We start from the raw sequence: 13,272 nt of genomic DNA, 5'->3' as shown, positions 1-13,272 counted from the left end.
CGCTGTTAAGTGCCATAGAAGCACGCGTATATTTATCAAGAACAGCCGGTTCTCCACGCTGTACAAAATCCCCGCTCATAACAGCAACGCTTATATCCGCCCCTGTAAGCTCCATTGCTTTATTAAGATGATATAAATGTCCATTATGAAATGGGTTGTATTCTGTTACAAGTCCTACTGCTTTCATATATAAATCCCCTTGTATTTTAATTCTATGAATAAATTCCATAAATATTATGTGCTCTGCGTTGCTTTTCCACGCATCCGAAGTTTCGAAGAAACTTCCAAGTGACTACGAAGTAGTCATATTATATCATATGCCCTGCGTTGCTTTTCCACACATCCGAAGTTTCGAAGAAACTTCTAAGTGACTACGAAGTAGTCATATTATATCATAGTTTTTGCGCAGTTCTTCAACGCATCCGAAGTTTCGAAGAAACTTCTAAGTGACTACGAAGTAGTCATATTATATCATAACATAAATTATAATTAATATTAAACACAGCGAATATATCCAACACATAAAAATGCCCCTGAAGCTTTTGCTCCGGGGGGATTTTTACTATGTAAGTTATTTCAATATATATGTCACTTCGTTATATATATTAACCACCATATAACTTATGTTGTCACATAACCTACATCAATATATTAACTCTAAAATGTGTAATTAATTCTTAAAACTATGTATAGGCGCAGGTATTCTTCCTGGTCTGTTTACAAATGCTGAGCAGTCAAATGTATTAACCGGCATAATAGGAGCATAGCCTAAAAGTCCGCCGAATTCTACAGTTTCGCCAACACCTTTTCCAACAACAGGTATTACTCTTACGGCTGTTGTCTTCTGGTTTACCATACCGATAGCTGCTTCATCTGCAATGATACCAGATATTGTAGATGCCTTTGTGTCTCCTGGTATAGCAATCATATCAAGACCTACAGAACATACACATGTCATAGCTTCAAGCTTTTCAATAGTAAGTGAACCCGCATTAACTGCATCAATCATTCCCTGATCTTCACTTACCGGAATAAATGCACCACTAAGTCCGCCTACATATGATGAAGCCATTACGCCGCCTTTCTTAACCTGATCGTTAAGAAGTGCAAGTGCTGCTGTTGTTCCCGGAGCACCGGCTCTCTCAAGTCCGATTTCTTCAAGAATTTCTGCAACAGAATCACCAATTGCCGGTGTTGGGGCAAGCGAAAGATCGATTATACCAAATGGTATACCAAGTCGTCTAGAAGCTTCCTGAGCAACAAGCTGTCCTACTCTTGTTATCTTAAATGCTGTCTTCTTGATAGTTTCGCAGAGTACTTCAAAACTTTCTCCTCTTACACTTTCAAGTGCATACTTAACAACACCCGGACCACTGACACCTACATTGATAATAGCATCATCTTCTGTAACTCCGTGGAAAGCTCCTGCCATAAATGGATTATCATCTGGAGCATTACATAATACAACAAGCTTTGCACAGCCAAGAGAGTCTGCGTCTTTAGTTAATGCGGCAGTCTCTTTAACTATTTCACCCATAAGTCTTACAGCGTCCATATTAATACCCGTCTTTGTAGAGCCAACATTTACTGAGCTGCATATAAGTTCTGTAGATGCAAGTGCTTTAGGAATTGAACGGATAAGCAGTTCGTCGCTCTTTGTCATACCCTTTGATACAACAGCAGAATAACCACCTATGAAATTAACTCCGACTTCGTGGGCAGCCTTATCAAGTGTCTTTGCAATAGTTACATAATCGTCAGGTGTTTTACAGCATGAGGCACCAACTAATGAAATAGGTGTTATAGAAATTCTTTTATTAACTATTGGAATACCTATTTCCCTTGAAATATCCTCTCCTGTCTTTACAAGGTCTTTAGCAAGAGTTGTGATTTTTTTATATATTTTTTCATTTACTTCATCAAGATTCTCGCTTGCACAGTCAAGAAGATTGATACCAAGTGTAATTGTTCTTACATCAAGATTTTCCTTCTCAACCATTTTGTTGGTTTCAGTAACTTCATATATGTTAATCATTTTTCTCCTCATTTCCGCATCGCCAATGGCGTATACTTAATAATAGTTAATTAAATTCTGTGCATCATATCAAAGATTTCTTCTCTCTGACATTTAATTACAACACCAATTTCCTTGCCAAGATTCTCAAGTGCTGTTACAACTTCATCAAAGCCTGTATTGGAATTAGATAAATCAACTATCATCATCATATTAAAATAACCTGATACGATAGTCTGTGAAATATCAAGAATATTAATTTCTGTCTTAGCAAGATATGTACACACCTTTGCTATGATACCAACAGTATCCTTTCCTACGACTGTAATTACACATTTTTTCATAATAGTCCTCCATTCTTTGCATTTGTGCATATGTATTTATGTAAATATGCTCTCGCATATTTATACCACTGTAGTGCTATATTTCAAGAAGTGTTGATGGCTCACTTCTCTTTGCTACCTCTATATGAAAATCTTTAGACTTGTATTCATTATCACTTAAGTCTATCTCTAACTTAACTGTTTCATATGCAAGCTTATCATAATTATTCTCTTTGCTTAAATGTCCAAGGTATATCCCTTTAATGTTATCATTAAGAAGGGAATTGATAAGCCTTGCTGATGAATCATTCGACAAATGTCCTTTATTGCCAAGTATGCGCTGTTTAAGATAATAAGGATAACTTCCTATCTGAAGCATATTAATATCGTGGTTGGCTTCAACAAGCATCATATCCGAATTCTCAAGATTATCAATAATATAGTCATCATAATATCCAAGATCTGTTATGACCGAAGCTTTGTTATTATCGCAATATACACTGTAGGCAACTGGTTCATTGGCATCGTGCGATACACTGAAACTATGTATTGTCATATCTTTAAGATGAATATCTGTATCAGCTTCAATTATATGGTAATAATCTGAGTCTATATTTCCAAGGCTCGTAGCTGCCTTAATTCCATTAATTGTTCCGTCTGTTGAATATATTGGTATTCCATCTTTTCTTGACATTACGCCAAGTCCTTTTATATGGTCAATATGTTCGTGTGTAACAAATACTGCATCTATATCCTTTAATGATACATCTATGCTGTTAAGCCCTTCTTCTATCTTCTTACGGCTTATTCCAGCATCTATTAATATATGTGTATCATCTGAACCAATATATATACAGTTGCCACTACTGCCGCTTGCAATCGGCATCATTCTCATAAGTCAATCCTCATTTCTATTATTATGAATTATAAATTCTTCACATTACTTAAAGCTTGTTATTCCCAGAATATCTTTATATCATCACCATCATTTAGCGGTGCTGTATATTCACTTCTGACACCATTATGTAATATTACAATATTTCCTTTGGGTTTGGAAAGGTCAAAGTCATAAAACTGGAATAAATCAACAAGCACATAATCACTCTTTCCCTTTAATACAACAGGTGTCCCATTAACGATTATTGACACATCCCTGATTGGCCTTTGAATATCAGGTGCTGTATTAAATGAAGCTCCATCGGCTGATTCTTGTGTATCACCAGCATTATTATTACCTTTAGTCGCATCAGACATATCAGACGAATTATTATCATCACTATCATTCTGGACTGCCGGTCCATTTCCAGCTTCATTATTCTGCTCAGTATTGTTATCTGAATAATAACCTCCGTCAGCATCTTCATTTTCTGTATCATCTTCTAAATCAGCATAGCTTGTCTGCTTAGGCACATTGCTGAATGAAACCATAAAATTCTCATAAACCTTAGTATGTTTATTAGCTGGCATATTATTAACTAATACATCATAATCTTTATAGTCCAGGTCAAGGAATGTAAATAACTGTTCTACTGTATAGAAGTTCTCTATTCTTATTGAGTCTTCATTTCTGATATCATAGAATTCTGACTTTAATTCACCATTAACATATGCAAATCTTGGGCAGACGATATTCTTTCCATTGACAACAAATGTTATATCTGAACCAAATTCTTCTATCTGTCCTAAAGTAATTGAAGCCGGCTCACCAATCGTTGACTCCTCAACAAATATGACATCATTCTGCTCAATTGCTGTATTAAGGCTGGCAGGCTTATTATTAAGTGTAATAACTGCACCTTCCCCGGCAAGACCTCTTACAAGCCTTACTTTGCCATTAACCATAAATTCAATCTGAGCACCCCGTCTTGGGAAAAGCTTCTCATTAGGATAACCTATCTGCATAATCGCATCAAATACTGTGAGCTTATTATTATCATATAACTTAATACGCTCATTATTGACATTAACAAATATAAACTTATTCTTCTGTGTATAATAATTCGTACATATACCTACTGGTGTTACATATAAAGAATCTTTCTCAAAGCCTTCAACATTAAAATCCACTGTTGTAAGGACTTCCTTTCCTCTTATTGCAACTCTTTCAGGTGCTATGCCAAGATTCTTAGCAAGTACCTTGGTGTAACTTGGCATTTTACCGCCACCACCTACAACGAATACAGCATTTACCGGCTTACCGCCATTAAGCTCGATAATCTTATCTGATGTCGACTTTGCCATATTATCAATTGATTCTTCTGCTATTGCCTGTATCTCGCTTGAAGCAACCCTCTGTTCAAGTCCCATAATATCATTGAACACAACCTCTTTATTGTCCGGATTGCTTGCGGATATCTTAATAGTCTCCGCTGTGTTGAAGTCAACAAGATAATTCTTTGCAATCTTTTCTGTTATCTCATCACCTGCTAATGGAATCATACCATAAGCCACAATGCTTCCATCTTTAGTAATACATATATCCGATGTACCCGCTCCGACATCGACAAGACATATGTTAAGAAGTCTGTACTGTTCTGGAATCGCAATATTCATTGAAGCTATTGGCTCTAATGTAAGTGAAGCAACATTAAGTCCAGCATACTCTACTGCCTCGTATAGTCCGTCTACAACTTCTTCCGGAAGAAATGTAGCAATAAGCTCAACAAATATTTTTCTAGCCTTATGCCCCTCAAGGTTACCTATATCATAACCATTAAGCTGATATCTTATAGGTGTATTGCCTACACAGTAAAATCTGTCTTTCTGTGTGGCATCATTGATTGAATGATGTGCATTCTCTACCGCAAGAAGATTAAGCGAATATATATCCTCCGCTGTAACTCTTGTCTCTTCTTCAAATTCATACTCGGCAGTCGCATTAACTGTTCTTAAAACCCTGCCCGCAGCAGCTATACATACATCTTTAAGTTCCATATTAAGCTGCCTTTCAAGTGCAAGCTTAACCTGACGTATTGTATCACCTACTTTATATATATCGTGTATCTGCCCATCAAGCATAGCACGCGTTGTATGGAGCTGCTGTGCCATTGCTGCTATTTTAAATCTGCCATATTCAAGATAACCTACAACGCCAACAACGCTCCTTGTTCCTATATCAAGACCAAACACATAACTATTGTTGGAATTCCTTTCTTTATCCATATCATATCCTCATTTCTGCCCACATTTTAACACAAGAGCCACTTTAGCTCAATAAAATGTTTTGTATCTGTCTGAAAGTATATTCTAAATCCTTATTATTATCAATACAATAGCTGCATTTATCTTTAATATTCTCTAATGCCTGCTGGCTCTTTAATATATTATCAATCTTCTCATCACTATAGCCACGGCTTTCTTTTAAGCGCCGTCTTCTTATATCCTCTGATGTGTCTATATACCATACCTCATCGCAGAATACATCATAATGTTCTGTAAGCAGCAGTGCTGACTCAACAAATGTATAATCTAATCTTCCAGCTATTTTATTATTCGTTATGCGTGTGATAACCTCCTGCTTTACTGCCGGGTGGACTATACTATTTACTGCCATACGTTTATTAGCATTAGAAAATATTATATCTGCCAGCTTCTTTTTATCAATCTCTCCTGTTTCATCGACAATGTCTTCGCCAATCAATGCTATCATCATTTCATATGTCTTAGAACCTTTTGTATACAATCCTTTGGCTACATCATCCGTCATAATAATATCACAGTTGTAATTATCAGCTAAATATTCAAGAACTGCTGATTTACCAGCACCAACTCCACCTGTTATTCCAATTGTCTTCATAAGTAGTCCTCATTTATAGTTATAATATACTTTTCTATACCTATAGCATTAATGTGCCTCAAGCCAGTTTTTACCCTGCTTTATATCTATTTCAAGTGGCACTTTAAGACTTACTGCCTCTTTCATACCCTCTGTTAATATCTGTCGTACTTCATCAATTTCATCTATAGCTGTTTCAACTAAAAGTTCATCGTGAACCTGTAATATAAGGTGTGATTTAAGACCTTTTTCCTTTAAAGCCCTGCTGACCCTAATCATAGCAAGCTTAATAATATCAGCCGCTGTTCCCTGTATTGGTGCATTCATAGCAACTCGTTCCCCAAATGAACGCTGCATAAAGTTACCAGATGAAAGTTCAGGTATCTCTCTTCTTCTGTTAAACATTGTAAGAGAATATCCTTTTTCTTTGGCAGAGCTTACAAGTCCGTCAATAAATTCTTTAATTGATGGATATGTCGCAAAATATTTGTCAATATAAGCCTTAGCTTCTTTTGGTGTAATACTTAAATCCTGACTAAGACCAAACGAACTCATTCCGTATATTATTCCAAAATTAACTGCCTTGGCATTGCTTCTCTGTAATGGTGTAACCTCATCTATAGGAGTATTAAATACTTCTGCCGCTGTTGCCCTGTGAATATCTTCTGATGAATTATATGCAGCTATTAGCTTCTCATCACCTGACATATGGGCAAGTATTCTTAACTCAATCTGTGAATAATCAGCATCAATAAACACATAGCCGTCTTTGGGAATGAATACCTTTCGTATCTTCTTTCCCATCTCCATTCGTATTGGTATATTCTGAAGATTAGGATCTGTACTGCTTATTCTTCCCGTCGCAGTAATTGTCTGGTTAAATGTTCCGTGAATCCGTCCATCTTCTTTAATATATGCTGTAAGTCCGACAGCATATGTTGAATTAAGCTTTGCTAACTGTCTATATTCAAGTATCTTCTTAACAATTGGATAATCTGGTGCAAGCTTATCTAAAATATCTGCGGCTGTAGAGTAACCACTTTTTGTCTTCTTTCCGTTAGGCATACCCATTTTCTCAAACAGAATAACACCAAGCTGTTTAGGCGAATTAATATTAAATTCTTCGCCTGCAAGCTCATATATCTCTTTCTCAAGGACATTTATCTTCTCTGTAAGTACCTTTGAGTAATCATCAAGCTCATTCTTGTCAACCCTTATACCGAATCTTTGCATATCGTAAAGCACGAATACAAGAGGCATTTCTATATCATTGTATAATGAATACATATCCTCTGATATAAGGACATCTATAACAGGCTGTGCACATCTATAATTTACATATGCCTTAAAACAGGCAAGTTTAAACAAGTTCGCATCATCAATATCAAAGCTTTCCTTTATGCTTCTCTTTCCAAGAAGCTCTGTCTTTGACATAACAAGCATTGAAAGGTATTCTCTTGCCAGTGCTTCATAATCATATCTTTCATTATTAGGATGAATAAGATATGCCGCAATTGCTATATCCATAAATGCCTGTTCTGATACTTCAAGGCTGTCATCGTTATTCCCATCTGTATAGTTATCAAAAATGTAAAGATAGTCTTTAAGATTATCTATTACAATATTCCTGTTATCTGAACACTTTATTAATCTCATAAGCTTATCTTTTAAATAATCAGATGTAATAAAGCCTCCAGCTGGAATATAATATATATCCTCATCAGAATATGATATCGAAACTCCAAGAAGCTCGTCTTCTGCAATTATTCCAAGTCCGATTTTTTTATTTTCTTTAATATGTGAAGCTGCTGTTTCAAACACTTCCTCGGCTTTGGCAAAATCTTCCACCTTATTAAAATGTTTACAACATTCAGGCTCTGACTGTGTACCATTGTCACATCTTTTAAGCATATTCTTGAAATCGTAACGCTTAAAAAGCTTATATGACTCCTGATTAAACATATCATTAATATCCGCATTATTAATGTCATAATCGACATCAACATCTATCTTAATCTCTGATAAATAACGGCTTAATTTAATCTGCTCAATATTTTCTTCTATTGATTTCTTAGCCTTTGGCGGCTTTAATTCTGATATATTATCTATAATATTATCTATATTATGATACTTTATTATTAAAGCTGAGGCTGTCTTAGGGCCTATTCCCGGTGCACCAGGTATATTATCAGAGCTGTCACCCATAAGTGCCTTCATCTCTATGAATTCCGCAGGTGTTACGCCATAAAGTTCTTTTACATCTTCTGGATAATAATCTTCAACCTCTGTAACTCCCTTTTTAGTCTTTGGTATACGGATTTTGATATTAGTATCTGCAAGCTGCAACAAATCCCTGTCACCAGATACAATAGACACGTCAATTCCCTGCTTCTGCGAGTTCTTGGCTATTGTTCCTAGAATATCATCTGCCTCAAAGCCTTCTTTTTCTACTATAGTTATATTCATAGCTGTAAGTAGTTCCTTCATAAGCGGAACCTGCTGTCTTAACTCAGGAAGCATCGGCTTTCTTGTGCCTTTATAACCATCATATACTTTATGTCTGAAAGTTGGTGCACTAAGATCAAATGCAACTGTAACATAATCAGGCTTTTCCTCATCTATAAATTTAAACATAATATTAAGGAATCCATACATTGCATTAGTATGTATTCCTTCGCTGTTAGTTAAATCAGGCACTCCGTAGAATGCCCTGTTTAATATACTGTGCCCATCTATAAGCAGCAATTTACTCATTCTAAATCTCCATTCCAGCTGGAAATCCTGTAAATAGCAGGATACAAAATGCCGTATTACAACATTCCAGCTTTTAATAATATCTGATTATTATACAAATAATAAAAGTCAGAAGCATAATTACTTCTATCATAATATTCAATATTGTTATATTATGATTCCATTCTCTTATTGCATTGCATTTATCTATGCTTAGAGATAATTTCAAGTCAACTAATGTCTTAAAATCATAGCTGTCTATGCAGGCTTTGATAGCTGGAGGGGTATTTTTTGATATATTGTCTTCATCAAGTCCGTATGACACAATATAATATATCTCCAGTTCTTCTTTGCAGTCCTCACAGTTAAGGATATGCTGTATGAATTGTTCTTCCTGCTTTAATGAAAGATTACCTTTGTCGTAATCTTTAATCATTTTCTGAATTTGCTTGCAATTATCCATAATATGCCTCACTGAGCCAATAGTTTGTCGGACGGACGAAATCGCACAAGATGTGCTCTTCTGGTGGTATCCGAATTTAGTTCTTAATTCAGGCTAAAACCATTGGGGTATTTTAGTACGCCGTGCAGGTTCTGGAAAGCTTTGCTTTCCAGAACTGTCGGGCATTCGCCCTATCAGTCTAAAGCCCAAAGAAGAACTTTGTGCAAGCACAGTTCTTCCTCAGGCTTCAGACTGGCACGGCTCATTGCTTACGCACATTATAGCAGAAAATGCACAGACTTTCCATTAAAAGTCTGTGCATTATTAAAAAATACATTACTAATTTCAGGTTGTTACATTTAACGGATATTTATTTATCCCTGTTAATAACTCTTAATATGAGGTTGACAGCTTCATCTATACCATAGCTTGCACTGTTAATACATAAATCATAGTTGTATGCCTGCCCCCATATATTATTGGTGTAGAATTTATAGTAACGTTCTCGCTTTTTATCCAATTTAACCAACCTCTTTAATGCCTTAGAATATGGAATTTTCTCAAGTTCCATAATACGTCTTGCTCTCTGCTGTACAGGTGCAGTAATAAATACACTGACGTGAGGTATATTGTTATTCTTAAGAATAACGTCAGCACAACGTCCGATAACAATAAAGTCCTCTTTCTCAGCAAGTTCCCTAAGAATTTCTGATTCATTAAAGAATGCCGCATCATTAGCTGGAAGTCCATGGTTACGGCTGAAACGTCTTGCCTTTTCTGGATTAATCATTTCGTGGCTTAAGTCAATCTTCTTGCTCTTCCATCTTGCATCTTTTTCTGCATCTTTACGGATAACAAGATCCTTGAAAATCTCAGCATCATAATAGTTAAGCCTTAACTTATCAGCAAGTGCAAATCCGATATCAGTACCAGCACTTCCCTCTGTACGGCTTATACATATTATCATTCTGTTATCGTTGTTATTTCTGTGGAAATTAGATACATTTAACTCACTGATTGATGTATCAAGTATATCAACTGAACCAAATCCGTGAGGAAGTTCTGCTATCTCGTTTAATATGTCATTATACTGACGCATAAACTTAGACTTAACTTCCTTATCCTTAATTGTTCTTGCCATATTTCCTACAAGAGCAACTTCACTTCTTAACAGATATCCGTGTGGGTTAGTATATATAAGTGCACTAAGCTTATCAAGACATTTGTCCGCATCACCTATAAATACTCGTCCAAGTTCTGAACCTACACTCTCATATACATTGCTATCAAGTTCATATATCTTCTTAGCAAGATTGTAGGCAATTGTCTTAGCATCATCATTTGATGACTTATTCTCATTATTGATACTATTATCAATATTATTAATATTATTATCGCTCATATTGCCTTCCTCCTATAAAAAGAATATTAATGTGTCAAGTATAAACACAGGAACTAAAATACCTATAGACCAAAGCATATATCCGAAGAAACCAGGCATTCTGACACCATTCTCGTCTGCAATGGATTTAACCATAAAATTAGGTGCATTACCGATATATGTACCAGCTCCCATAAATACCGCACCACAAGATATAGCAGTAAGAAGCTTCACAGTTATAATACCTGCACTTGTTGTAATACCATTTGTAAATCCTAATGTACCAGCAGTTGTAAAGAATACAAGGTATGTTGGTGTATTATCAAGGAAACTTGAAAGTGCACCTGTTGTCCAGAACATCTGCCATGCCTTATTAATTCCAAGTGTTGGACCAACAGCCTTAAGAATCATCAGAGCTGGCTGCATTGTAATAAATATACCTATAAAAAGTACAGCTACTTCCTGAATTGCACCCCAGTTGAAATGGTTCTTGGTTCTAATCTCAGATTGTGTTGTCTTAAATGACAATAACGCTGATAAAAGAATTATTGCAATCTCTATCATTGTAACAAATGAGAATGTTACTTCTCCAATATGTAAGCCCTTAAGCTCTCCGTTGGCTCCAATAAATGCTGGAACATTAGTAAGTGTACCACTGAGTACAACAGCAATTACGATTGTTACTATAAATATAATATTGTGAGCACCCTGAAGCTTTAATTCTGTTGACTCCTTACTTATATCAGGCACACTACCCTCAGCAATATCAAGTCTGTAATTATGTCTGTCAATCATATAGAATATTGGAAGCAGAATTACAAGATTAAAGCATAATACTGGAAGAAGATGTAAACTCCATGTAAACGGAACCCCTCTCATAAATCCCATAAGAAGTGGTGGATCACCAATTGGTGTAAGACAGCCACCCATATTAGAGATAAGGAATATAAAGAATATCATAATATGACTTCTTCTATGTCTCCAGGAGTTCATCTTAATAAGCGGACGAACCAATAACATACTTGCACCAGTTGTTCCTATTAGGCTGGAAAGAAATGTTCCTATTAATAATGTAATTGTATTTACTCTTGGTGAACCAACCAAATCACCATCAACAGATATATTACCTGTAACACAGAATAAACCAAATAATAAAATAATAAAACTAAGATAATCGTTAATTATACATTCAAGCACCGTTTCCGCTGCTGTTGATGCACCTTTTGTTACCGCATATGGAATGATAAATAAAAGTGACCAGAATATAACTGCGTGTATCTGATGACTTTCCCACCATTCAGCTTTCACAAGTGGCATAATTGCAATACATAAAAGTAATCCTGCGAAAGGGATACAAAGCCATAATGGCAACATAATAAATTCCTCCTGTTCATAATAATGATTATTTATTAGATAAACATAACCTCAATGTTTATTGCTAAAGAATTATAGTCCATTTATTAAAAAAATAAAAGCATTATTAAGTTTTTATTTAAAAACAACAAACCACTTTTCGCTTTTCACACAGCATTAATATATAAAAATACAACAAACAATATATAAGCATAACAAATAATATAAATACACAGACAACTATATATAAACACATAACAAGCAATCTATAAGTAAATGCCAAATTGTATATAAGCCATTTCTATTACATAGTCTATATGTTATACTTTAGACAAATAATTAATTAGTTTACTTATGGAGGTTATTATGTACGACTTAAATGTATTGATATTTGATATAAATAAAACTGCCGAAGATGAGGAACAGGTAAAGACATTAAACAACCTGTTAAGTCTCTTTGGCGGCAAAGCAGAGATAAAAAATAAGTTCGATAGAAACCAGCTTGTATTATCCTACGATGAAGAAAAGCTCAAAAAATGGAAAACAAGAAATGCAGGCCGCACAAGCAATTACTATAATCTTTCCGTTAAAGAAGTCAGGGAAATGATTAATACACTGGGTGCAGAGCAGGCAGCCGCCAAGCTTGGAATGACCAAGCAGGGAATGTATAAAAGGCTAAAACGCTGTCTGGAAATTGATACAGAACGATTCTAGCCATATCTTACACCAAAAATCACAAAAAGGAAGCCTTTATACAAAGACTTCCTTAATCTATTAATGCGGAAGATGGGACTTGAACCCACACGATGTCACCACCGGCAGATTTTGAGTCTGCTGCGTCTGCCATTCCGCCACTTCCGCATAACAATAAAATAATACCATAACATAATTAAAAAGGCAAGTAGAAAGTTTCTTTTACTGTTAAAAAAATGCCAGACCAACATACATCAGTCTGGCAGGTAAATAACAATATTCAATTACATAACACACAGCACTATATTTTATAATTCTTGTGCTCATTATACCATATGCCCTGCATTGTTCTTCAACGCATCCGAAGTTTCGAAGAAACTTCTTAGTGACTACGAAGTAGTCATATTATATCCTATTTTCTGCGTTGTTCTTCAACGCATCCGAAGTTTCGAAGAAACTTCTTAGTGACTACGAAGTAGTCATATTATATCATAATTCTCGTGCAGCTTTTCTGCACATATAAAGTTCCGCAAGGAACTTCTAAGTGACTACGAAGTA

At 35.5% G+C, this 13,272-nt stretch carries 11 protein-coding genes and 1 tRNA gene; 1 reads left to right on the top strand and 11 read right to left on the bottom strand.

Annotated features, from left to right (window positions below; all coding sequences use genetic code 11):
• From BM157_RS12525 to BM157_RS12480, 10 genes are all read right to left on the bottom strand, one after another.
• Positions 1 to 187, bottom strand: a 187-nt coding sequence (locus BM157_RS12525; RefSeq protein ID WP_318255998.1) for a nucleotidyltransferase family protein, incomplete at its 3' end; no start/stop codon positions are given.
• Between the two features lie 483 nt (positions 188 to 670).
• Positions 671 to 2,035, bottom strand: a complete 1,365-nt coding sequence (locus BM157_RS12520) for a PFL family protein (protein WP_022503197.1) — start codon at positions 2,033 to 2,035, stop codon at positions 671 to 673.
• Positions 2,036 to 2,085: 50 nt separating this feature from the next.
• On the bottom strand, positions 2,086 to 2,358 hold the full coding sequence (locus BM157_RS12515) for an ACT domain-containing protein (RefSeq protein ID WP_022503196.1): 273 nt from the start codon (positions 2,356 to 2,358) through the stop codon (positions 2,086 to 2,088).
• A gap of 76 nt (positions 2,359 to 2,434) precedes the next feature.
• The gene (locus tag BM157_RS12510) at positions 2,435 to 3,232 is read right to left on the bottom strand and encodes an MBL fold metallo-hydrolase (protein WP_055306622.1); all 798 of its coding nucleotides are present in this window, start codon (positions 3,230 to 3,232) and stop codon (positions 2,435 to 2,437) included.
• 59 nt (positions 3,233 to 3,291) lie between these two features.
• Positions 3,292 to 5,499: a cell division FtsA domain-containing protein gene (locus tag BM157_RS12505; RefSeq protein WP_090141427.1), complete on the bottom strand. Its 2,208-nt coding sequence runs from the start codon at positions 5,497 to 5,499 to the stop codon at positions 3,292 to 3,294.
• A gap of 43 nt (positions 5,500 to 5,542) precedes the next feature.
• A complete protein-coding gene (coaE, locus tag BM157_RS12500; RefSeq protein WP_022503194.1) occupies positions 5,543 to 6,133 on the bottom strand; it encodes a dephospho-CoA kinase in 591 nt (196 codons plus the stop codon).
• A 48-nt stretch (positions 6,134 to 6,181) separates the two neighbouring features.
• Positions 6,182 to 8,866, bottom strand: a complete 2,685-nt coding sequence (polA, locus tag BM157_RS12495) for a DNA polymerase I (RefSeq protein ID WP_090141425.1) — start codon at positions 8,864 to 8,866, stop codon at positions 6,182 to 6,184.
• Positions 8,867 to 8,939: 73 nt separating this feature from the next.
• The gene (locus BM157_RS12490; protein WP_022503192.1) at positions 8,940 to 9,308 is read right to left on the bottom strand and encodes a zf-HC2 domain-containing protein; all 369 of its coding nucleotides are present in this window, start codon (positions 9,306 to 9,308) and stop codon (positions 8,940 to 8,942) included.
• Positions 9,309 to 9,657: 349 nt separating this feature from the next.
• Positions 9,658 to 10,689, bottom strand: a complete 1,032-nt coding sequence (locus BM157_RS12485) for a cytidylate kinase-like family protein (protein ID WP_022503191.1) — start codon at positions 10,687 to 10,689, stop codon at positions 9,658 to 9,660.
• Between the two features lie 12 nt (positions 10,690 to 10,701).
• A complete protein-coding gene (locus BM157_RS12480) occupies positions 10,702 to 12,042 on the bottom strand; it encodes a sodium:proton antiporter (RefSeq protein WP_022503190.1) in 1,341 nt (446 codons plus the stop codon).
• Between the two features lie 345 nt (positions 12,043 to 12,387).
• Here BM157_RS12480 and BM157_RS12475 point away from each other — a divergent pair, with 345 nt between their 5' ends.
• The gene (locus BM157_RS12475; protein ID WP_090141423.1) at positions 12,388 to 12,735 is read left to right on the top strand and encodes a hypothetical protein; all 348 of its coding nucleotides are present in this window, start codon (positions 12,388 to 12,390) and stop codon (positions 12,733 to 12,735) included.
• A 64-nt stretch (positions 12,736 to 12,799) separates the two neighbouring features.
• On the opposite strand, the gene BM157_RS12470 is transcribed toward BM157_RS12475, so the two are convergent.
• Positions 12,800 to 12,882, bottom strand: a tRNA-Leu gene (locus BM157_RS12470).
• Between the last annotated feature and the right edge of the window lie 390 nt (positions 12,883 to 13,272).

It is taken from the genome of [Lactobacillus] rogosae (genome assembly GCA_900112995.1).
Lineage (GTDB): Bacteria > Bacillota > Clostridia > Lachnospirales > Lachnospiraceae > Lachnospira > Lachnospira rogosae.
This window is presented reverse-complemented; position numbering and strand designations above follow the sequence as displayed.